Below are 23,041 nucleotides of genomic sequence, written 5' to 3'. Positions count from 1 at the left end.
TTATATGCTGAATCGAATTCTTTTTTTGTTTTTGCTCTGCTGTTTTTCTGAAGGACATGCACAGGATTCGCTTGAAGTGCCTCAGCCAACAAACTTAGCCGAAGCTTCGGTTGAAAAGAAGGTGCAATACGATACAGATAGTGAGGTAACTCCCATGGATTTCAATAGAGAAACCCTCGAAAATTTTAAAAATGACGAGGCCTTTGACTATACCGAGATTAAGCCAGACGAGGACAATTGGTGGGCACAATTTAAGCGGTGGCTTCGCGAATTATGGTATAAATTCTGGGATTGGTTGCTTCCCGATTATGCAAACAGCCCTTTTTGGTTTGCAGTAATTAAAGCCCTGCCTTACCTAATTATAGCAGGAATTATCTTTTTTGTTGTATGGTTGTTTTATCGCCTGAACCCGGGTGCCAAAATTTTAAAATCACAGGCAGCTCCCGACGTCTTTTTTACCGAAGAGGAGGAAATCATTAGGACCAAAGACATCAAAAATCTTATTCAAAAAGCCTTGGAAAATCATGATTATAGGCTTGCAGTGCGGTATTACTATTTATTAATTCTGAAAAAACTGAGCAACGCCGAACTCATTGAATACGAATTCGACAAAACGAATAGCGATTATATAGCTGAAATCCTTTCGGAAGACATCAACTTTCAGTTTAGAAAGGCAACGCTGCTGTACGATTATATATGGTATGGTAATTTTACTGTAACTGAAACCGACTACCAAAAGGCGGCACAGACCTTTACCAAACTCGAACACCAAATCCCTGAAGCCCTTGACTAAATTTCAAAAAATAGCGTTTTTGGCTCTCTTGCTTATGGTGGGAGCTTTGGTGTATTTGGAAGCAACCAAACCGGTTCCCGTTAACTGGTTTCCCAGCTATCACAGCGATGATAAAATTCCGCTTGGGACCTTTGTTATGTATAATTTGTTGGAAGATAGGTTACAATCAGATCTGCACGATGTAACCCAATCCCCTTTCGAAAAACTACAGGATTCAGGATTGAAAGGAACCTACCTATTTATTAATAATCAGCTAAATTTCGAAGAAGCCGAAATGGAGCGTCTGCTCAATTGGGTTTCAAAGGGAAACACCGCCTTTCTTTCCGCCAATTACCACAGCCGGGTATTATTGGACACCCTGCAGTTGGAAATGCAAAACGCATGGATTCCAAGCAGGTTGGGTACCAAACCCATGCTTCAGCTTGTAAATTCAAATTTCAAAGAAGAAAAACCCTATCACATTCCGCGTGACTTTCCGGTGCGGTATTTTAAAGAAATCGATACCCTATCCCACACCGTTTTAGGAGTTTCACAAGCTTTCAATGACACGCTTGAAATTACAAAACCACTGGTCAATTTTATCAAAGCTCCGGTAGGTAAAGGAGCGTTTTATATTCACAATCAGCCTGAAATATTTTCCAACTACTTTTTGCTTTCTGAAAATAATGCGACTCATACTCAAAATGTACTGTCGTATATTAATAATGACACCACAATTTTTTGGGACAAACACTACAAATCGGGGAAACGTGTAAATCTTTCACCGCTCTATCTCATCTTTAACAATAAATACCTCAAGTGGGCTTACTATTTTGTGCTCCTTGGAACCTTTTTATTTGTGCTTTTTGAAGGAAAACGCAAGCAGCGCAGTATCCCAATAATAAAACCGCTTACCAACAAGACCTATGAATACACCCGAACCATAGCAGGTATGTACCTGGACAAACGTGAAAATCATGAAATAGCCCAAAAACAGATTGCGCTATTCTTTGAGTTTATAAGAACCCGATTACGAATTTCTACTGAACAATTAAACACCCGTTTTTTTACGGCAGTAGCCGCACGTAGCGGCAATACTGTGGAAGACACCAAAAATCTGTTTACATTTATCGAAAAAATAAAACATCAGGCTACTACCTCACAGGAGGAACTGCTAAAACTGAACAACGAAATTACATCCTATAAAAAGAAAATCGATGGAAAATCCTGAAACACAAAACGAAGAACTTCACTTTAACAACCGAATTCCGTTGGACGAATTAAAAGCTGCCGTCGATGCCATCAAGGCACAACTGGGTAAAATAATTATCGGGCAGGAAGATTTTATCGAATTGCTTATTATAAGTCTGTTGGCCAGAGGTCATGTGCTTATTGAGGGCGTCCCGGGGATCGCAAAAACCATTACGGCCAAGCTGTTTGCCAAAACATTGAAAACAGATTTCAGCCGAATTCAGTTTACACCGGATTTGATGCCGAGTGATGTTTTAGGGACTTCGGTGTTGAATATGAAAACTTCAGAGTTTGAATTTAAAAAGGGTCCTATTTTTTCGAATATTGTCTTAATCGATGAGATTAACCGGGCACCTGCCAAAACGCAGGCTGCTTTGTTTGAAGTAATGGAAGAGCGGCAAATTACCATGGACGGACACCGTTATCTTATGGAATATCCCTTTATGGTGTTAGCCACACAAAACCCTATAGAACAAGAAGGTACGTACGCCTTGCCTGAAGCACAATTAGATCGTTTTCTTTTCAAAATAAAAGTGGGCTACCCTACTCTGGAAAATGAAATATCCATTTTAAAGTCGCACCACGATAGAAAGTTTGCTATTCCCGAAGATTTAATCGAAGGGGTTCTTACTCCGGAAGCATTGAAAACGTTCCGTGCGCAGGTGCAGGAAATTTTAATTGAAGAGAAAATTTTTGGCTATATCGCTCAAATTGTTGACAAAACTCGTAATCATCCACATTTGTACTTAGGCGGCTCCCCCAGAGCATCCTTGGCGATTATGAATGCTGCAAAGGCCATGGCGGCGATCAATGGTCGTGATTTTGTTACTCCGGACGATGTTAAACGAACTTTGGCGCCGGTACTGCGTCACCGGGTTATTCTTTCTCCCGAGCGTGAAATGGAAGGTATGACGCCCGAAACAGTAATCGATATGATAGCTCAATCCATAGAAATACCTCGTTAAGTGTTTAAAGCAATCAAATCCCTATACCTAACACCACGATTCTTTTACGTGCTGGCTTGCCTTTCGGTGCTGTTTTTGGTGTCTTATTGGTTTCCCGGATTGTACGGAATAGTTTGGGTACTGGTTCTAATTTTGATTGTTTTAATGATACTCGAATTAAGCATGCTTTACAGCATTCATGGCTTAAATGCCGAGCGAATACTACCCGAAAAATTTTCGAACAGCGATCAAAACGAGGTTTTGATTCAATTGAGTAATTCATATGCTTTTGTGGCTACAATTTCCATCATAGACGAATTACCGGTACAATTTCAGAAGCGGGATTTTTTCAGACAAATTTCGGTTCAGGGGAAGCATAGAAATACGTTTCAATATTCGGTACGTCCTGTAGAACGGGGTGAGTATGTTTTTGGGAATTTAAACTGTTATGTTTCCACTGTTTTAGGTCTCATTCGCAGACGCTATACCTTTAACAAGGCGCAAATGGTAAAGGTGTATCCTTCGTTTGTACAAATGAAGAAGTACGACTTTCTGGCCATCGACAACCGCTTATCTCATATTGGTCTTAAAAAAATAAGGCGAATTGGGCATACCATGGAGTTTGAGCAAATTAAGGAATACGTGATTGGTGATGATGTGCGAACCATCAACTGGAAAACTACAGCAAAACACAATCGGTTGATGGTGAATCAGTTTCAGGATGAAAAGATGCAACCTGTGTATTCCATAATCGATACAAGTCGTGTGATGAAGATGCCTTTTAACGGATTGAAATTGATTGATTTTGCAATTAACAGCGCGTTGGCCTTTTCGAACATCGCTTTAAAAAAAGGGGATAAAGTAGGTATGGTGGATTTTTCGAACAAAATTGGAAGTTTTCTTCCGGCGCAAGCCAAAAAGACCTACCTCAACACTATTCTGGATACCCTGTATAATGTGGATACCAAGTTTTTGGATTCAGACTTCGGGGTGTTGCAGTCTGTTGTAAAGCGAAAGATTACACATAGAAGTTTGTTGTTGTTGTACACCAATTTCGAACATATCTCATCCTTACACAGACAATTGCCCTATTTACAGGCCATATCAAAAAAACATGTGTTGGTTGTTATCTTTTTTGAAAATTCCGAATTACAACAATTAAGTGAAGCCGAAGCGACTACCATTCCCGAAATATTCGACAAAACCATCGCCCAGCAATTCGAATTCGATAAAAAACTCATGGTTCGAGAATTACAACAGCGAGGCATTCAAACCGTCCTTACATCTCCCGAAGACCTTACTGTAAACACCATCAACAAGTATTTGGAAATAAAGGCGAAGGGGATGCTTTAGGGATTTTAGAATTTAGAATTTAAAAATAGAAGTTAAATTAAACGATTCACTAATCACGGTTCACGCTTCACTGATCACTGCTCACTATTTGCGATTTTAGATTTTAGATTTTAGATTTTAGATTTTAGAAATAAAAGTTTAATTAAACGATTCACTAATCACGGTTCACTCTTCACTGCTCACTGCTCACTGTTCACTGCTCACGATTTACGATTTACGATTTGGGATTTGGGATTTGGGATTTGGGATTTGGGATTTGGGATTTGGGATTTGGGATTTGGGATTTGGGATTTGGGATTTGGGATTTGGGATTTGGGATTTGGGATTTGGGATTTGGGATTTGGGATTTTTATAGACAAAAACTTATTCTTAAGATAAATCAATAAATTTTATTTATGAATATTGTATTTTTGTCGAAACGATATGCGACATGACAATCACACAGCTTAAATATGTCCTGGCAGTAGCCGAGCACCAGAATTTTACAAAAGCAGCTCAAAAAACTTTCGTAACACAACCTACGCTGAGTATGCAAATCCAGAAGCTGGAGGAAGAATTGGATATCCAAATCTTCGACCGAAGCAAAAAACCTATAGAATTAACCGCAGTAGGTGCAAAAATTGTGAATCAGGCGAAGCATATTGTAAACGAAGCCGATCGTATGCAGGATGTGGTAGATCAGGAAAAGGGATTTATTGGTGGGGAATTTAAACTGGGAATTATACCTACAGTAATGCCCACTCTGCTTCCTATGTTTTTAAAAACATTTACCAACCGATATCCAAAGGTTCAATTAAAAATAGAAGAGCTCACCACAGATGAAATAATTCATAAAATTATAGACGGCCATTTGGATGCCGCTATTGCGGCAACACCCTTAAATCATGACAAGATCAAGGAACGGGCATTGTATTACGAGCCCTTTGTGGGTTATGTCCCGGAGAGTCACCGTTTGTATTCAAAAACGAAAATAGAGGGTTCCGATTTAGACTTGGGGGATATATTATTATTGGAAGACGGCCATTGTTTTAGGGACGGAGTAATTAATTTGTGCAAAGCCTCTAAATTAAATAAAAGTGATACGTTTCAGTTGGAAAGCGGGAGTTTTGAAACGTTGATCAAACTTTCCAACGAAGGGCTGGGAATGACGCTCCTTCCCTACTTACATACTTTGGATATTTCAGAAAAGCAAAAAAATCATTTACGCTATTTCAGCGATCCGTCACCGGCAAGAGAGGTTAGCTTAATTTACAGTAAGAGTGAACTAAAGCTGCAAATTATCAATTCGTTATACGATGTGATAGCAGCCGTTATAAGGGGTGCGATTGCCTTCCAGGACGTTAAGATTATAAGTCCGAGAAAGTAGTGCTACACTATCTAATTAAAAAACCCTCCTCGATTATCTCAAGGAGGGTTTTTTTATGGATTTAAATAGATTAAACACTGATTTAATTGGGGGTTCTGTTTGATTAGAGAATCAACCCAGATTTTAAGCTCCTCTATCTCGTAGGGAAGCAATCTAGTCATCGCCTTTTTCAACTCCTTACAGAACAAATTTACATCAAAACTTACTTTTGCAAGTACAGCCTTGGTGTAATCATACATTGCTCTAGCCATAGTTTAATTGAATTAAATGATAGGTTAAGTAGTGTTTGTAATAGGCAGTATTTTTAGGATTAAGCTGTCTAAAGATAACAAAAAAACCTATTGAAATGTCTTATAACTCTTAAAATTATCTTAAAGAAAATGTTAAAAACCAATCAAAAACGTGGTAAGTAGCGCAAATAAAGCCATTTAAATAAGTATTAAGATCTAATTTTAACAGTCCATTCAAATTCAAAACCGGAAACAATGTCTCCTGCCGCATCCTTACCCACAGATTTCATCCAACAGGTTTGACCTTCGCCCGACGCAATGGTTGCATTGATGGCTTCTTTTATTAGGATGCCATCTGTACATTCAAAAGTGATTCTTCCTTTTGCTTTTTTATTAAAAGTGGCTTTATTATTAGCCACCAGCATAGAAATTGGCTTGTTACATTCTTTTATATAACTCATTACCAAAGCGCCTGTGCTCAATTCGGCTGCCATGCCTTGCACTGCCCAAAAAATAGATTTAAACGGATTCTGATTGATCCAGCGATGTTTTACGGTGGTAGTACAACTTGTTTCTGAAATACTTTTAAGTCGGACCCCACAAAAAAAAGCCGAAGGAAGTTTGAGGAATAAGAAAGTGTTTATCTGACTAGGTTTTAGAGGCATTTCAGGAGAATTTCGGCTAAGATATTACATTTCTATTACTTCACCTAAATGTTAACATTTTGTTAAATTTCAGTACTATGCGTAACATAATACCTTTTTTTAAACATATATTTGTATAAGATTATAATGAACAATGGAAACAACAATTTCAGAAAATCAAAAAAACGTAGGAGCTTTAATACATCTCTCTACCTTTCTTAAGTACTTTTTTCCTTTTGCCAATTTTTTTGCGCCACTCTTATTGTGGACCTTTAATAAGGAGAAAGAATTTGTGGACAGTCACGGAAAGCAGGCAATTAATTTTCAGTTGAGTATCCTAATGTACACTGTAATTATCGGGCTCATTTGTCTCCCCTTCTTTATAATATTTGCCACCGATTTTATTTCGCTTATTGATGTAATCGATCACAGAGCACATGAAATTAGATTTTCAGAAATAAAAAACCTTGGCGGATATGCATTACTTTTTTGCTTAGTTGCCTTATTACTATTCGGGCTATTCGTTTTAGAATTATACGCCGTAGTATCTGCAACAGTAAAAGCCGCAAAAGGAGAGTTGTACAAATACCCTTTAAGCATACCATTTATTAAAACAACCATCGAAAATCAATCAAAAGATGAGCACACTAGTTAGTATTTTGTTAGCGGTAGTAATGAATCTACTATCGGGAGTAGGGTTTTCCAATGCAACTGTTGAAACTTCTAAGGCAGAAATAATTCACTGTGAAAATGGTTTACCCACTATTGAAGCGTATTACATCATCAAAGACGAACAGTTATTTCAAACAAATTAAACAAATGCAGAAGTACGCGATTTACCACCACAACAATGGAAATTCGGTAATTTGTATTTGAAAGATTAAAAACAAGTAAGACAGATGAAAATCGAAAACACAAAAGCGCAAATGCGAAAAGGAGTACTGGAGTTTTGTATCCTTTCCATTCTAAAAGATGGAGAAGCCTATACAAGTGACATTCTGGAAACTCTTAAAGACGCAAAATTGCTTGTTGTGGAAGGGACAATTTATCCGCTGTTAACCCGCCTTAAAAATGCAGGGTTATTAGCGTATCGCTGGGAAGAATCGACCGGCGGACCGCCACGCAAGTATTATGACCTTACCGAGACCGGTAAACTATTTTTAAAAGAATTAAACACAACCTGGAGTGAATTGCAACAGGCCGTAGATAGAGTAACTAGCGAAAAAACTACAAAATGAACAAGACAGTAAACATAAATTTAGCAGGCACATTTTTCCACATCGACGAAGATGCTTTCGGAAAATTATCACGCTATCTGGACGCGATAAAGAAATCGCTATCCGATCCACAGGGCGGTGACGAAATATTGCGAGATATTGAAGCGCGTATTGCCGAACTTTTTTCAGAAAAACTGGAAAGTAGTTCTCATGTTATCACCCTAAAGGAAGTGGATGCCGTCATTAAGGTGATGGGACAACCCGAAGATTATATGGTAGATGAAGAAATCTTCGAAGATACTCCTTCAACTGCCAAAACCAGAAAAAGCACATCGCACAAGCAACTTTTTAGAGATATCGACAATAAATTTATCTCGGGTGTATCCTCCGGTCTTGCACACTATGTAGGTATAGACGCTATTTGGATCCGACTTTCATGGGTGTTACTTACGCTATTAACCAGTGGAATTTTTATTGTAATCTATATCCTCTTTTGGATTCTGGTTCCTGCTGCTGAAAGTACTTCAGACAAGCTAAAAATGACAGGAGAACCCATCAATATTTCGAATATTGAAAAAAAGTTCAAGGAAGGATATGATACAGTTGCCGATAAAGTAAAAAGCGTTGACTATGACAAATACGGGGAAAGAGTAAAAAGCGGGACAACCGGTTTTTTCGATGCCCTCGGTAGTATCCTTCTAACAATCCTTAAAATATTTGTCAAATTTATTGGAGTGATTTTAATTATAATCTCTTTATCGACCCTCATCGGACTCATTGTTGGTTTATTCACCTTTGGCTCCATAGATCTTTGGGGACATGGAGAAGTAATGGATTACATTGCATTGGTAGATACCACAAATGCCCCAATCTGGCTTATTTCCTTATTAGTATTATTGGCGGTAGGTATTCCATTTTTCGTCCTCTTTATTTTGGGACTGAAATTGTTAATCGATAATTTAAAATCGATTGGCACGCCTGCAAAAATAATCTTACTGGCAGTTTGGTTTTTATCCATTATTGGACTGGGGATTTTAGGAATCCGTCAGGCAACCGAACAGGCGTATAACGGAGAATTTGTTGAAGAAACAGCCTTATCCATTCACACCGGTGATACCTTGAGATTGGCTATGGTCGCCAATAAGCACTACGAGTATAACGTGCGAAGAAGCGGCGGCGTGGAAATTAAGTACGATGAAAATGACGAAAAGATTATCTATTCCAACGATGTTCGACTTATAATTCGTTCCACTCGTGATTCTATTGGAAAAATAGTTGTGGAAAAAACAGCCGAAGGGAAAAGTTTGTTAGAAGCCAAGAAGAGAGCGGAAGCCATCAACTATAACTTTTCGGCGAATAATAATTCTGTTCTACTGGATGGCTATTTTTTAACCAACATAGACAACAAGTACCGAAATCAGGAGGTTCAGGTAATTATGTACTTACCTGTGGGAACGATTCTTTATGCCGAAGAAAATACTTACTCCTTCCATAGAAATAGCTCACACCATCGTGATATTCTAAACAACGGACAGGAATTTCATTACATTAGGATTCTTGAAAACAAAACCGAATGTCTGGATTGTCCTGTAAATGAAACCGAAGACTGGGAAGGTGATTCGTACAATGAAGACTGGGAAGATGAATTAGAAAGCGAATGGAATGACGACGGCGACGCGCATAATATTATCATCAACGAAGACGGTATAAAGATTAACGTGGCCGATGAAAAGGACACCTTAAAAATTAAAATAGGAAATTAACCATAAAATAGAATAGCATGAAATCAATCAATATCACAATCGCATTAATAACCCTCCTGGTACTGTCCTCCTGCAATTTTAATCTGCAACTGGGACAAGTAGACGGAAATGGCCATGTAACCACCGAAGAGCGGCCTCTAAACGGCCCGTTCCACGAGGTAAAAGGAAGTGCGGGTCTGGACGTGTATTTATCTGAAGGTGCCGAAGAAAAAGTAGTAGTTGAAGCCGATGAAAACCTGATGGAGATAATAGAAACCGAAATTCATAATGGAAGACTCACCATCACTACCACCGAAAGCATAGGAAGATCGAAAGCTAAAAAAGTACATGTTACCTATGTGAGTTTAGATAAAATTTTGGCTTCGAGTGGGTCCGATGTCATTGCAAATTCGGTGGTTAAAAGTGAAGTACTATCGTTGGATGCCAGCAGTGGTGCCGATCTTGAAGTGGAAATTTTCGCAAAGGAAGCCTATGTTGAAACCAGTAGCGGGGCCGATATAAAAGTGAGTGGAAAAGCATCATCATTATTTGCAGATGCTTCAAGCGGGAGCGACCTCAACGCCAAAAACCTGATGGTTCTTAATTGTAATGCAGATGCTTCGAGTGGCGCAGATATTACCGTAAACGTAAAAGAAAGTCTTAAAGCCGATGCTTCGAGCGGCGGCGATGTAAATTATTACGGAAACCCTTCCGCAGTGACTAATAACGGAAGTAAGTCCGGAAGCGTTCGTAAAATGTAAAAACAATTAATGCATAACCAACTCTGAAGAACTCCGAAGTTATTCCATGGCTTTGGAGTTTTTTTAACCACAAAAAACGTATAATCATGAAATTTATAAGTCTTTTCATTCTTTTACTATCGGCTTCTCTAATTGCACAGGTTGAGGAAACTTCCGAACTATTTAAAACATTAAAAAGCAAGGATAGCCTGCTATTCGATATTGGTTTTAACACCTGTGACCTGTCTCAATTTGAAGTATTGGTCACCGATGATCTCGAATTTTACCACGATCTGGGAGGTATCCTCAAATCGAAAGAAGCCTTTCTGGAAATTACAAAGAATGGTATTTGCAAAGAAGATGACTATGTTTCGCGACGTGAGTTACTTGAAGGTAGTTTAAAAGTATTTCCGCTATACAACAATGGAGTGCTTTATGGTGCCATACAGATAGGAGAACATCGCTTTTTTGAAAAACCCAAAGGAAAACCTGAAACCAAAGGCAGTACAGCAAAGTTTACACATCTTTGGTTATTCATAAATGAAGAATGGTTACTTTCGAGAATATTGAGTTTTGATCATGTAGCACCCTAAAATATTTTCAATTTCAGTTTTACACGTTAAAACCCTACATTATTGAAATATCTTCAAATATGCTGCGTTAAAAACAAAAACTCCTCATGAAAATAATTGTAGCGGTAATAACAGTATTACTATTTATTTCCTGTAATTCGAACGACGAAAGCACAAATGACGACAACCCCAATGCAAACATTGTCACCGATCTGCCAAAAGACACCTGGAAAATAACCTACTTTTTTTACGACAACTCCGACCAAACAAATTCCTTCTCAAGTTTTTCATTTAATTTTGATACTAACGGAACCGTAATTGCTTCCAACGACATTTTAAGTACCGCAGGAACTTGGTCTTATGAAGATGCTTCTAATGATTCAATAGATGACGACGGTATTGAAAATGACGAAGAGCTTATTCTGGTTTTTTCTGAATCCAATTTATTTAATGATTTGACAGACAATTGGCATATTACCATGGCTACGCAAAATAAAGTGGAACTTTTTGATGAAAGTAGCGACGGAACGATGCAGTTTCTCACTTTTACGAAGGAATAAAAAAAGCACTTAAATAGGATTATTCAAGTGCTCTATACATAGTATTGTAGAAGATAGGTTATGCGGTCACTTCACTATCCACCGATACTAAATAACGTTCTGCATCCAGTGCTGCCATACAACCTGTACCGGCTGCGGTAACTGCTTGTCGGTATTCTTTGTCCTGTACATCACCACTGGCAAAAACTCCCGGTTTGTTTGTTTTGGTAGATTTCCCTTTGGTAATTACATACCCGGTGGCATCCATGTCCAACTGACCTTTGAAAATGTCGGTGTTGGGTTTGTGCCCAATGGCAATGAATAGTCCGGTAATGGCTATTTCTTCCTTTTCTCCGGTTTCGTTATTAACCATACGTAATCCTTCAACTACCATATCACCTAGCACCTCATCAACTTCGGTGTTATAGCGAAGATCAATATTTTTGGTAGCAGTAACTCTATGTTGCATGGCTTTAGATGCCTTTAAATGATCCTTACGCACCAACATGGTTACCTTTTTACAAATATTAGCGAGATAAGTAGCTTCTTCGGCGGCGGTATCCCCTCCTCCAACAATCGCTACATCCTGACCTTTATAGAAAAAGCCGTCGCAAACGGCGCAGGCAGAAACTCCTCCACCTCGTAAACGTTGTTCACTCGGTAAGCCTAAATATTTTGCTGTGGCTCCCGTAGAAATAATAACGGTTTCGGCTTCTATATGTGTTGCATTGTCCACTGTAATTTTATGGATCCCTCCCATTTCATCGCTGAAATCTACTGCGGTTACCATCCCAATACGCACTTCAGTTCCAAAGCGTTCGGCTTGTTGCTGCAATTGCACCATCATGGTAGGACCGTCAATTCCTTCGGGATAACCAGGGAAATTATCAACTTCGGTAGTGGTCGTTAATTGACCCCCGGGCTCCATTCCTGTGTACATCACCGGCTTTAAGTCGGCTCTGGCCGCATAAATGGCAGCAGTATAGCCCGCAGGTCCGGACCCGATTATAAGGCATTTTATTCTTTCAATTGTATCAGACATAATTGTGTATTCTTCAATATTTTTAAGAATGTAAAAGTAGTAACTTTAAGTAGAACCTTACAGTAAAAGTTATTAAGAATGCTTATTAGTTTATCAAGAAGCGCTATCGTTTCTCTTCGGAAAAAAGCGTCCGGTTTTGGCTTTGTACTGCTTGTAATTAGAAAATGTTTTTTCCAGCAGCTTTTCTTCATGGCGGGATTTCAAATAGAAAGCAATTGACAAGGCTACCATAAGGAGGAGTTTTGCAACCGATTGCGAGTACAATGAAAAAGCCATCATTGCGATAATTAATCCCAAATAAATAGGGTGTCTAACATACTTGTAGATTCCCCTGAATACGATATTCGATTTCTTTGAAGCGGTCGAAAAAAGCGTTGCATTTTCGTTAAGATTGATAATTCCAAATAATATTACCAACAATCCAAACCCAATTACAATAAAGAAAAAGTAATCAACCCAGCCGGGAATACCTAGACCCAAATTATCTTCCCAATTAATAAAAAATAAAGTGAATAGTATAAATTGAACAAGCAGGTAAAAAATATCTTTTTTCAAGATTGAGGAGTTAACTTTTTGAGTAAAACGTAAGGCATTTCAAAAATAGGTCAATTTTTTACAAGGATAGTAACACATAACAGGTGTTTATTGAAAACTAAATAATTATTCGTTAAAACGCAGTTTTTTTCGATTATGTGTATTTTTTGATTGATTCCCGAAGTATCCAACATCTGTTTATTCGATTTTTTTTTGCAACTAATTTTAGTATCTTATTAAGAAATTTTGGAAGTACCTTTAACTACCTTAAAAACACCATTACCGGGCCGTTTATGAAAAATTATACCTTTTTAATTTCACTTTTCCTTTTAGGGGCTTTTACTAATACTTTTTCTCAAAAACTGAGTAATGAATACATCAAGGAGCAAATAGTAGTATATAAAAATGACCTTCGAGGACCATATAAAGATATACGATGGTTTTGCACCGATGGCAGTATACGGCAGCCCAAAGACCCTTGTCCTCAGAATATTGGCCCGGGTGTACAGCATGCACGATACAAGGAAAGTGTAGAAAATCTTGGAAAAAGAAATCATATTTTTCTTGGTCAGATTTTAGCTTACACCAAATCGGAAACGCTTTGGGATCCTTCAAATAATCATTCGCGGCTAAAACAATATCAACTCGGGAAATATCTGGGGTCAGTTGACAACGGTTGGATTCTCGAGAAAGCTCAGTTTTACAGAGGTGCCTTACAATCTGAAGATGAAGAAAAAGCCGGCATCGATTTTTACAAATGGTTGTTATCAAAAGACAACGAACTGGAACAAAAATTTTTCCTAATACGACAGTCATTAAAGGATGTTCCGCATAGCGGGGATGATAATTTGGCGCAACTTATGCGAAGTCAGTCCAAAGTAATTAGTGATATATATCCCGCCTTTATGGATCTGCGAATAAAAATTCACGGGCAACCCGATCTGGGAGATATTGAAAAGGTAAAAAAGTTTAAGTCTTCACATGGTACAAAAGCTTCGTCCAATGTTAGCAAGCAATTGGACGAATTGATAGTCACCATGACACAGTTCTACACTCCTTTCGATATTCCTTCCTTGCTAAAGAAAAACAGCAACTTAAAAGGCACTCCTCTTGGAAATAGTATTGAAACATATATCGTAAAAAACAACAATGAAACTAACCCCGCGGTGCTTATTCCCGAAACGGCAAGGCTTTTACAGGAGATTCGAATAGGCATCCTTACTGAAAAACGCGCCACGGCCCGATTGCAATTGTTGGATATTTCATTAAAGTTGGAAGAAATTATTTTTAAAACCGAGCCTCAATGGGTCCCGACTACGCTTCAACAATTATTGCAAAAAGTGTACTTTCTGGGCATGGGAACTGCAGGTGCAGGATATATAGAACAGTGGGAATGGCAACAACTTAAAAAAGTCCTGAAGCCTTCCGAAAATAACAACACCTTGGGGCAGCTTACCGCTGTGTTGGACGCGGCACGCAGTGAAGTAGAATGGAGTGCTGCTATGGTCAAGGCAAATTACCAGGATGTGGTTAACGAATATACCGTATTTGAACCTCAGGCGTATGCCTTTATCGATGATAAAATAAGAGGTTCCATCGCCTTGCATCTGGGTAAAAGCGTTGGGCAATTAGGTGATTTTATCGCGACCGAATCTTCTCTTACCAATAAGGTTTTATCCATTCCCAATCAGAGTTCAATACGTGGTTTAAATCCGGGGTATGCTTTTGGCGAATTGGTAGTAGTGTCGGGTTCTTCGGAAGAAATTGAAGTCTCATCCAATAAAATATATGTATTTGAACGTCCGCCATCCGATCTTAAACCGGTAGCGGGGATTGCAACTGTCGCCGAAGGAAATTTGGTTTCTCACGTTCAGCTTTTGGCGAGAAATTTAGGAATCCCCAACGCTGCGCTTTCCGATGAAAACTTACGAAGTCTTCAGCAGTACAACGGAAAACGGGTGTTTTATGCAGTTTCCAACAAGGGGAATGTTATCATAAAATTGGAAGCAGATATGACTTCCGAAGAAAAAGCGCTTTTTACAAAGAAGGAACGCAAGGAGGAAAAAATAGCTGTCCCAATTGAAAAAATTAGGCTGGACCAAAACAAAGTACTCAATTTGCGAGATGTGGATGCATCAGATTCAGGAACTACTTGCGGCCCGAAAGCGGCCAATCTGGGGCAGCTTAAACAAATGTTCCCCGAAAATGTAGTGGAAGGATTAGTTATTCCCTTCGGAATTTTCAGAGAACACATGGACCAAACCATGCCCGGACAAAACAAAACATACTGGAACTTTTTAAACGACATGTTCACTGAAGCCGAGAAAATGCGCAGTCGTAATATTCCTGATGCAGAAGTAGAAAATTATCAATTACGGGAGCTCGAAACGCTTAGAGCCGCCATAAAAAAAATGCCGCTCAAGGCAAGTTTTGTTTCTCAAATGGAAGAAGGTTTTAAAACTATTCTGGGAAAACCCATTGGACAAATCCCTGTGTTTCTGCGTAGTGACACCAATATGGAAGATTTAAAGGATTTTACCGGAGCAGGGTTAAATCTTACCCTATTTAATGTGGCAGCACGCGATAAAATTTTAGAGGGAATTAAAGATGTTTGGGCGTCACCTTATACCGAGCGCAGTTTTAAATGGCGCCAAAAATATTTATCGAACCCCGAGAACGTTTTTCCGTCTATTCTTGTAATTCCGAGTGTAGATGTAGATTACAGCGGTGTTTTAATTACAAAAGGTATTAGTTCCGGCGATGCCAACGATCTTACCGTAGCCTTTAGCCGAGGAGCCGGCGGTGCGGTAGACGGACAGTCGGCCGAAGCGTATTTAATTAGAATGGATGAAAGCTATGAGTTGTTGGCTCCTGCTCGGGAACCTTTTTACAACCGACTTCCACTCACCGGTGGAACTTCCAAACAGGCTGCGACTTTCGAAACCAGGATCCTTTCAGAAGCCGATATCAAACAAATTTGCGAGCTGGCTGAAAAAATCAGGGAATTACTCCCTCAGGTACATGAAGGTTATAATGGGGCTTACGATGTAGAGCTGGGCTTTAAAGATGGAAAACTGTGGTTGTTTCAGGTGAGACCCTTTGTTGAAAACAAGAAAGCCTTAAGCTCAGGTTACCTGGAATCGATTACCCCTACAACAGATACTAAAAAGGAAATTTCACTTTCAACAAAAATATAAGATGAAAAAAATATTATTAATACTCGGTGTCTTATTTATAACCGCCGGTTTTACCTCGATAAGCTTCTACCCTATCGATGGCTACGAATATACCGGCATTAAGCGATTAAAGCGTCTTGAACTTATAAAAAGCGGCGACATTAAAGATGGTACCGTACTTCCTCCCGGAGCCATGAAGTCTTTTACCGATATTCAGCTTAACCTGTTTGGAAGGCATCAGGACAGTGTTAATCAATTTTTACAAGTAGATGAACAGTTTCAACAGGATATCAATGGCTTATTTCGGGGGCTGGATAAAAGCTATTCCCTTACGGTCTTAGACATTACAGATCCCAATGCTCCAAAATATGCAGAGCGTAACATTAAGGCAGGTTATCAACCAGGAAGCGTAGGTAAACTGGCGGTACTTTACGCTTTATTCGTTCAATTGGCAAAAATATATCCCGACGCTTTTGAAGACCGAATTGCATTATTAAAAAATAAATCGGTTACCTCCGGAAAATGGGGTCTTACCGACTCGCATACTGTTCCTATTTTTAACGTTGAAACCAATAAATTAGTAAAGCGACAGGTAATCGCTAGTGATGTCTTTACCTTATTTGAATGGACAGATCATATGCTTTCCGTTAGCAATAACGGGGCAGCCAGTATCGTTTGGAGAGAAGTGCTGCTTATGCAGGCATTTGGTGATAAATATCCCGCCTTAACCGAAACTGAAGCTGAGGTCTATTTTAAAAATACTCCTAGAAAGGAATTGACCGATCTTTCAAATGACGTGGTGAACCTTCCGTTACGAGACTTAGGTATTACAAGTGACGAATGGCGTTTGGGAAGCTTTTTTACAAGTGGTGCCAATTATTATGTAGGTGATAAAGGCGGAAGTACCGGAACAGCCATCGGACTTATGAAATTCTTAATTCAATTGGAGCAAGGAAAGGTTGTCGATGCAAAATCCAGTCTGGAAATGAAGCGCCTTATGTATATGACCGACAGACGAATTCGGTACGCAAATTCATCTACTTTAAAAGATGCAGCGGTCTATTTTAAATCGGGAAGTTTGTATAAATGTGACAGAAGCAAAGGAGAAAACTGTGGGAAATACATGGGTAACGTTACCAATTATATGAATTCGGTTGCTATTGTGGAACATCCGGACAATCATTGTTATATGGTTGTTTTAATGTCGAATGTGCTTCGGAAAAATTCGGCAACAGATCACATGAATCTAGCGACCAGTATCGATAAAGTGATTCGGAAGTAAGATTGAAATTAGCTTTTTATAGTCGTCATTATTTCCGAAGCTTTTTTATGCACCTTTTCATTTGGGTCTTTTCGGGCCATTTCCAATAGCGGAATAAATCTTTGGTCACCTGTTTGCTCAATGAGGTACAACACGGCCAATTTTAATTTGAGATCTTTTCGGCTTAACAAGGCCTGGTAGCATTCTTCCTCACTGTATACCTTGAGGTTTAGTTTTTTAATTTTTTCTTCGGAAATAGTATCCAATAAAATCGATTCGGCAACGGGAATAAGCTCCTTCTTTAATTGATTGTCCAGAATATTGTCTAAAAATTCGATGGCATGAATACGTTGTTCCTCTTTCCCGTGCAAAATTGAATCGAGAATCGGGTCCATATCGTTGGGCGGATATTTTATTCCTAATAGTCTGAAAATTCTTTGCAGTTGTCGGTCCAAGCGTTGTTCCAGCAGGTGAATTAAGCCTTTTCTGGCTTCACTTTCTTCGGCAGTTTCGGGCTGTTGATTGGTTTTTTTATACTGAATAACAATTTGGGAATGAATTACCGAAAGTGTATTCTGGTACAAATGACATTCGTCCAAAACTTTATCAACTACAAAACGGTCTTTTACTTTCAACGATGAATAGCCCCATTTTAAGCGTTTTATAGCGTCAATTGCTTCAATTTTAACCGAATGCTCTGTCCCTTCCGTTAAATTGGTCAGAGCATTCATGGCTTTTTGGGAAGCAAATTTTTCAATTACTGTAATGCAATGAATAGCATCTTCTAGCTCTATAGTTTCATTTTTAATTTTTTCTGAAAGAATTTTAATCATCGGTTCCCCATAACTAAAAAGCGAATCTATTGCAGTTTGTCTCACTTCCTTTTCACTTAGTTTGGCAACTATAGGATTGATAAACTGTAAATCCAACGTTCTGGCAGCACTTCTTATAGCAGTTTCAAGAATTACCCTATCATCTGAACCCAGTTGCGCGGCTAGGGTGTCGTAGAAAGGCTCTAGTCGAGCGTTTCCTATCCCTTCTAAAACGGCCATCAACTTATTTTGTTTCTCCTCTTTAGATTCAAGCATTTCAATTTGCTGTAAAGTCGTTTTTATTCTCTGTTCAACATTAAAGCGCTCCTGCAATTTTTTATGATTTCTAACTTCCAGCGATAGTCCAATTAAGGCTGCATTTGTAATTGTGGAGTCCTCACTTTCGGCATATTTATTAAATAATTCTACAGGATCGGTATTGTAATTTTTCAGCAAATATCGAAATGCAGATGTAGTCACCTCCTGATCCTTATCGTGGACCATTAGCTCAATACTGTCACTAAGGTTTTCGGTTTTTAAAAAATACAAATTCTCAATTGCCAACGCCCTCACTTTGGCCGAAGTATGCGAAAGGAGACCTTTGATTGCCTGAAAAAAACGTTCATCCTTAACCGAGAGCGTTTTTTGCAACATATGCATAATTTGGCCCTGCGTACCGCTTTCCAGTACACGGTTTACCGTACCAACAATAGAAGTGACCGGTATCTCTTTTTTTATCTGTTTCTCCTTTTTAACGCCTGAAGTTTCAAGCAACTTTTTGAAGGAGGTTATATATTCTTTACGCAAATGGTATATAAAAAACAACCAGACCAATATGAGGACAACGATAATTAAACTGATATATGTGGAGGAGATATCGAGCGCATTTATAAAGAAAATAAGGATAAAACCGGCCAATCCTGTTGCTATGCTATCCACCACCACATCGGTGAACGTTTTGGTTTTTTTCTTGGTTTCAATAGGAATTGGAATAGAAAGTAATTCGGTTGCGGCTTTATTAACCGATTGTTTTAAACTTCCGTCAATTACTTTTATGAAAACGATTACCCATAATTGAGGGAAGAAAAGTAACACCAGTGAGCCAATTAAAATGCCGGATGGTAGCCAGAGTAACGATTTTCCTACTCCAAAAGTACCAACAATACGTTTGGTAAGAAATAACTGAATTAATAAGGAAATTACGCTCAATGTTGAAAACCAAAATCCAAAGAACGCGGCAAGTTCTTCAGGATCGGGGATTAATCTTGAAGCGTAGTCGCTGTACTGATAATCCACTAATTTTGCCACAAGTACGCTTATTCCAATCACAACTGCAATTAGGGTGAGCAGTCTTGATTCTTTAATAAGTTTTAATGCAGATTCGGGTCTGGAGCCTGATCGTTGAGACACCTGAAAGGTATTTAATTTCACAACTTCATGTTTCCAGATATATCTGGTAATTGGCAAACATCCCATTAGGAGAAATGCTGCTACAAACAGTAAGTTTTCGGCCTCCAATGTATTGGATAATAAGGAGGTCAAATATCCCCCGAAAATACCCCCGGCAATGGCTCCGGCACCAATAAATCCGAATACCCGTTTTGCCTCTCTCACATTGTAGACCAGATTAGCAAGTATCCAAAACTGTGAAGCAGTGAGTAATCCGAAAATCGCAACCCAAACATAGGGAATGTAAAGTATGAGGCCGCTGGCCAGATCAAAATTAAATAAGAACCCAAAAATTATCAGAGAAATTACAGAGCCCAAAATGGTTCTTTCTATAATAATATTAAGACTGTAATTTTCTAACATGCGATTGTAAAAGTAGGATCCTACTATTGCCATTATTGCCGTTAATACATATCCAAGAGGCAGTGCGTCTGAAGTAAGTTCGGAAAGAAATAAAGAATTTACTGTAGGCTTTACAATCAGTAAAGTGGTAATTAATAAGAATATATTAAGCTGTAATAAAAGGGTTTTTTTAAGCTCTTCCTCTTTTAAATCGAAAACTTGCAGAATATACTTTTTGAGGTTTATAATTCGGAACATTCAAATAGTGGATTAGCTGTTTTGTTTACTTCAAAAACGTTTCAATCTATAATTCCTTTCTATGGAATAATATATTTAAATGGAAGTACCGCCTTTTATTATACGATAAAGATACTGTAATTTACAAATTGAGAACAACCTTATAAAACTAAAAAAAGGAGATATAACATCTCCTTTTCAGCAATTAATTAGATAACTAACTTTTATGTTTTTTGTTGAAATTTTCTTTATCGTGTGCTTACTAAAGTGGGATTATTTAAAGCTCTTTCCACAGGTTTTACCAGACTTCTAATGATGTTTTCACCGTTAGGATCATCTATCAATGCAACTAATATATAACGTCTGTTTGGTTCCTTACCCCAAACTAAGATAGAATCTGAATGAAAGTTCTTCCAGGATCCCGATTTACGAAACAATCGAGCAGCAGGAGCAATTTTCTCCAGTGTATTAACAAACTTGTGATGTAGTTCGGGGTTTTCTAAAATTTTGAGCATTTGCTTAGACCTGTTTTCGTTTACCAACTTACCATTGGCCAAAAGATAATAGAATCTGCAAACCTGCGTTACAGATGCAGCATGACTTAAATTTTTAATAGGCTCTCTGTTAGTATCGCCTCCGCCGCCGTATCGTTTTCCAACCCATAAACCACCTCCGGTTTCTTCGTTATAAAATTCGTACTTAGGATTGGTCATAACAGATCCTATTCTTTCATAGCCCACACGGTCTATCATTCTGGTAGCAGCTGAATTGCTCGACTTACTAATCATTATTCGCATATCAGCCTTAACCTCAGCGGTTTCAACTAAGTCGCCACTATCGATAGCATCCATGGCAGTTAATAAAATCGCAATCTTTGGCAAACTGGCAGCATACATCATGTGATTCCCATTAATTCTGGCAAACTTTACATTGTCGGGATCGCTAAGGTCTACTACTCCCACCGCCATTTTCTTTTGGGACATTAATTTTTTCCACTGCGGATTGCTTTTTAATTCCTTTTCAAGATTAGACTGTAAATCTAAATCTACAAGATCCTGCAAAGGTTGAATTTTGGAGTCGGCAATTTTAATAGGCAACTGATTTTGAGCAAGAAGCGTTCCTGCAAAAAGCATCAGTAATAAGAAAGGAAAAAGGCTTCTTTTCATTTGATTGTTAGGGGTTTAAAACATGGCAAATGTACATATTCTAATGAACCGATATTGTTAAATTTTAAAAATCGTAAAAATTGTTAATTTGTAACATATCCGCTCTTTTATAACGTAAACTTTCTTCATTATTGTTAAATTTTGAAGAGGAAAGCGTTAAAATTTGCAAAGATTAATCATGTCCTACGAATTATTTAATGCGATGAATTACAGAGTTTTAACTTTTAAAAAGATATTTAGCATATAATCGATTACAATTGATACTTTTAATAGTTTTATGGTGATTAAAAATTTGTTTGTGTTATGCTTACCTCCAAAGATTTAAATTATGACATACAACGGCTCGTTAATAGCTAATATAAAGGAATTAGTATCCCTCACCGAAGCGGATGAAGCAAAAATTGTAGAAAAATTCAGTGAGAAAAAATTAATAAAAAAGGAGTTCCTTCTCCAAAAGGATGAAATCTCTTGTCATATGCGGTTTATTGCTCAAGGTGCATTAAGGAGTTACTATATGGACGAACAAGGCAAGGATCACATTCTGCAGTTAGGAATAGAAAACTGGTGGATTAATGACCTCTTCAGTTATCTTACCCAAACGCCTGCAAAGCATTATATTCAGGCTGTTGAACCTAGTGTTGTATTGCAGATTCACCGCGAAGATTTGGAGAACTTGTACACGACTGTCCCTGTGATGGAACGATTTTTTCGATTAAAGATTCAACGGGGATATACTTCCTTGCAAGAGCGAACCATAAATAGCATGAGTGAGTCTGCTGAGGAGCAATATTTAAATTTCATATCAAAATACAAACAACTTGAACAACGGTTTCCACAATATATGATTGCTTCTTATCTGAATATTACTCCCGAATTTTTAAGTGCCCTTCGAAAAAAATTGATATACCGATAGCCTTCTTAATCTAGCTTATCTTTTTTGCGGAAGCGATAGATGAATTTTGTACATATCTAAAAATAGAATAGTACAAATGAAAAAAATAATCGTATTTACCGGAAGCAATAGCAGCAATTCCATTAACAGGCAATTGAGTCTTTATACAGCCTCAAAACTACCTGAAGGGATGGCGGAAATCATCAATCTCAACAACTTTACAGTACCGCTATATAGCGAAGACTTAGAAAGAGCAGAGGGTATTCCCGCACCAATAGTACAACTGCATGCGCTCTTTAAAGAGGCGAATGGGTTTATCATTGCATCCCCTGAACACAACGGATTACTTCCGGCATTTTTTAAAAATACTATCGACTGGTTGTCACGTGTAGATCGGAATATTTTTCGGGATAGGCCAGCATTGTTGCTTAGCACTTCAAATGGAGGTTATGGCGGACAATTTGGTTTAAAAATTTTGGAATCCATTTTACCAAGATTTGGGGCTCAAATTGTGGGAAGTTTTTCCCTGGGGAATTTTAATGAAAATTTTGATACCACCACAGGAAGCATCGTCAACACAATCGAAATGCGCAAACTCGAAATAGAAATGGAGCGATTGGTTACTGCTGTAGAGGGAGAAGTGTTGAACACCGTAAATTTTTAGCACCTGCCTGTGTTATAAAACTTTAAACGCTTCTCGGTCGATGCGTTTTATGCAATAAACCAGCGCTATTCTAGAAATAGATACTTAATTTCTTAT

The 23,041-nt window shown here is 38.3% G+C and carries 23 protein-coding genes; 17 read left to right on the top strand and 6 right to left on the bottom strand.

The features are described from left to right. The first annotated feature begins 4 nt into the window (after positions 1 to 4). From ATE92_RS09925 to ATE92_RS09900, 6 genes are all read left to right on the top strand, one after another. Positions 5 to 793, top strand: coding sequence for a DUF4129 domain-containing protein (locus ATE92_RS09925; protein WP_100803558.1), 789 nt, complete (start codon positions 5 to 7; stop codon positions 791 to 793). A gap of 19 nt (positions 794 to 812) precedes the next feature. After that, a complete protein-coding gene (locus ATE92_RS09920) occupies positions 813 to 2,003 on the top strand; it encodes a DUF4350 domain-containing protein (protein ID WP_157809610.1) in 1,191 nt (396 codons plus the stop codon). Beyond that, positions 1,990 to 2,988 carry a MoxR family ATPase gene (locus ATE92_RS09915; protein ID WP_100803556.1) on the top strand — a complete coding sequence of 333 codons (999 nt, stop codon included), beginning with the start codon at positions 1,990 to 1,992 and terminating at the stop codon, positions 2,986 to 2,988. Before ATE92_RS09920 ends, ATE92_RS09915 begins: the two co-directional genes overlap by 14 nt. Further along, positions 2,989 to 4,320 carry a DUF58 domain-containing protein gene (locus ATE92_RS09910; RefSeq protein ID WP_100803555.1) on the top strand — a complete coding sequence of 444 codons (1,332 nt, stop codon included), beginning with the start codon at positions 2,989 to 2,991 and terminating at the stop codon, positions 4,318 to 4,320. It begins immediately after the preceding gene. 228 nt (positions 4,321 to 4,548) lie between these two features. Continuing rightward, positions 4,549 to 4,698, top strand: a complete 150-nt coding sequence (locus ATE92_RS14045) for a hypothetical protein (RefSeq protein ID WP_157809609.1) — start codon at positions 4,549 to 4,551, stop codon at positions 4,696 to 4,698. 52 nt (positions 4,699 to 4,750) lie between these two features. Next, positions 4,751 to 5,686, top strand: a complete 936-nt coding sequence (locus ATE92_RS09900; RefSeq protein ID WP_100803553.1) for a LysR family transcriptional regulator — start codon at positions 4,751 to 4,753, stop codon at positions 5,684 to 5,686. Positions 5,687 to 5,739: 53 nt separating this feature from the next. Here ATE92_RS09900 and ATE92_RS14160 read toward each other — a convergent pair whose 3' ends face one another. Together ATE92_RS14160 and ATE92_RS09890 are read right to left on the bottom strand one after the other, a co-directional pair. Further along, entirely contained in the window at positions 5,740 to 5,937 is a 198-nt protein-coding gene (locus tag ATE92_RS14160) for a hypothetical protein (RefSeq protein ID WP_100803552.1), read from the bottom strand. A 188-nt stretch (positions 5,938 to 6,125) separates the two neighbouring features. Beyond that, a complete protein-coding gene (locus ATE92_RS09890) occupies positions 6,126 to 6,581 on the bottom strand; it encodes a DUF4442 domain-containing protein (RefSeq protein ID WP_100803551.1) in 456 nt (151 codons plus the stop codon). 133 nt (positions 6,582 to 6,714) lie between these two features. Here ATE92_RS09890 and ATE92_RS09885 point away from each other — a divergent pair, with 133 nt between their 5' ends. From ATE92_RS09885 to ATE92_RS09860, 7 genes are all read left to right on the top strand, one after another. After that, a complete protein-coding gene (locus tag ATE92_RS09885) occupies positions 6,715 to 7,215 on the top strand; it encodes a DUF4870 domain-containing protein (RefSeq protein ID WP_100803550.1) in 501 nt (166 codons plus the stop codon). Further along, positions 7,199 to 7,375: a hypothetical protein gene (locus tag ATE92_RS14040; RefSeq protein ID WP_157809608.1), complete on the top strand. Its 177-nt coding sequence runs from the start codon at positions 7,199 to 7,201 to the stop codon at positions 7,373 to 7,375. Before ATE92_RS09885 ends, ATE92_RS14040 begins: the two co-directional genes overlap by 17 nt. Positions 7,376 to 7,459: 84 nt before the next feature. Beyond that, positions 7,460 to 7,798, top strand: a complete 339-nt coding sequence (locus ATE92_RS09880; RefSeq protein WP_100803549.1) for a PadR family transcriptional regulator — start codon at positions 7,460 to 7,462, stop codon at positions 7,796 to 7,798. Then, on the top strand, positions 7,795 to 9,540 hold the full coding sequence (locus tag ATE92_RS09875; RefSeq protein WP_100803548.1) for a PspC domain-containing protein: 1,746 nt from the start codon (positions 7,795 to 7,797) through the stop codon (positions 9,538 to 9,540). The genes ATE92_RS09880 and ATE92_RS09875 overlap by 4 nt, the downstream gene beginning before the upstream one ends. A gap of 17 nt (positions 9,541 to 9,557) precedes the next feature. Beyond that, the gene (locus tag ATE92_RS09870) at positions 9,558 to 10,280 is read left to right on the top strand and encodes a head GIN domain-containing protein (RefSeq protein ID WP_100803547.1); all 723 of its coding nucleotides are present in this window, start codon (positions 9,558 to 9,560) and stop codon (positions 10,278 to 10,280) included. 86 nt (positions 10,281 to 10,366) lie between these two features. After that, positions 10,367 to 10,852, top strand: coding sequence for a nuclear transport factor 2 family protein (locus ATE92_RS09865; protein ID WP_100803546.1), 486 nt, complete (start codon positions 10,367 to 10,369; stop codon positions 10,850 to 10,852). 86 nt (positions 10,853 to 10,938) lie between these two features. Beyond that, positions 10,939 to 11,391, top strand: a complete 453-nt coding sequence (locus tag ATE92_RS09860) for a hypothetical protein (protein ID WP_100803545.1) — start codon at positions 10,939 to 10,941, stop codon at positions 11,389 to 11,391. Between the two features lie 58 nt (positions 11,392 to 11,449). Here the strand turns inward: ATE92_RS09860 and trxB are convergent, their stop codons facing one another. Further along, complete coding sequence (trxB, locus tag ATE92_RS09855) at positions 11,450 to 12,412, bottom strand: thioredoxin-disulfide reductase (protein WP_100803544.1); 963 nt, start codon at positions 12,410 to 12,412, stop codon at positions 11,450 to 11,452. Between the two features lie 93 nt (positions 12,413 to 12,505). Then, on the bottom strand, positions 12,506 to 12,967 hold the full coding sequence (locus ATE92_RS09850) for an isoprenylcysteine carboxylmethyltransferase family protein (protein WP_157809607.1): 462 nt from the start codon (positions 12,965 to 12,967) through the stop codon (positions 12,506 to 12,508). Between the two features lie 272 nt (positions 12,968 to 13,239). On the opposite strand from ATE92_RS09850, the gene ATE92_RS09845 reads away from it, so the two are divergent. Both ATE92_RS09845 and ATE92_RS09840 read left to right on the top strand, forming a co-directional pair. Beyond that, complete coding sequence (locus ATE92_RS09845; RefSeq protein ID WP_100804410.1) at positions 13,240 to 16,143, top strand: PEP/pyruvate-binding domain-containing protein; 2,904 nt, start codon at positions 13,240 to 13,242, stop codon at positions 16,141 to 16,143. Between the two features lies 1 nt (position 16,144). Continuing rightward, positions 16,145 to 17,404 carry a serine hydrolase gene (locus ATE92_RS09840; RefSeq protein WP_100803542.1) on the top strand — a complete coding sequence of 420 codons (1,260 nt, stop codon included), beginning with the start codon at positions 16,145 to 16,147 and terminating at the stop codon, positions 17,402 to 17,404. Positions 17,405 to 17,412: 8 nt separating this feature from the next. Here the strand turns inward: ATE92_RS09840 and ATE92_RS09835 are convergent, their stop codons facing one another. Both ATE92_RS09835 and ATE92_RS09830 read right to left on the bottom strand, forming a co-directional pair. Then, positions 17,413 to 20,244 (bottom strand): Npt1/Npt2 family nucleotide transporter, encoded by a 2,832-nt coding sequence (locus ATE92_RS09835; protein WP_100803541.1) that lies wholly within the window; start codon positions 20,242 to 20,244, stop codon positions 17,413 to 17,415. Between the two features lie 227 nt (positions 20,245 to 20,471). After that, positions 20,472 to 21,389: a serine hydrolase gene (locus tag ATE92_RS09830; RefSeq protein ID WP_100803540.1), complete on the bottom strand. Its 918-nt coding sequence runs from the start codon at positions 21,387 to 21,389 to the stop codon at positions 20,472 to 20,474. Between the two features lie 328 nt (positions 21,390 to 21,717). On the opposite strand from ATE92_RS09830, the gene ATE92_RS09825 reads away from it, so the two are divergent. Beyond that, positions 21,718 to 22,302 (top strand): Crp/Fnr family transcriptional regulator, encoded by a 585-nt coding sequence (locus ATE92_RS09825; RefSeq protein ID WP_100803539.1) that lies wholly within the window; start codon positions 21,718 to 21,720, stop codon positions 22,300 to 22,302. Between the two features lie 76 nt (positions 22,303 to 22,378). Next, on the top strand, positions 22,379 to 22,945 hold the full coding sequence (locus tag ATE92_RS09820; RefSeq protein ID WP_100803538.1) for an NADPH-dependent FMN reductase: 567 nt from the start codon (positions 22,379 to 22,381) through the stop codon (positions 22,943 to 22,945). Positions 22,946 to 23,041 lie beyond the last annotated feature (96 nt).

Origin of the sequence: Ulvibacter sp. MAR_2010_11, from assembly GCF_002813135.1 — a bacterium.
Classification (GTDB): domain Bacteria; phylum Bacteroidota; class Bacteroidia; order Flavobacteriales; family Flavobacteriaceae; genus Altibacter.
This window is presented reverse-complemented; position numbering and strand designations above follow the sequence as displayed.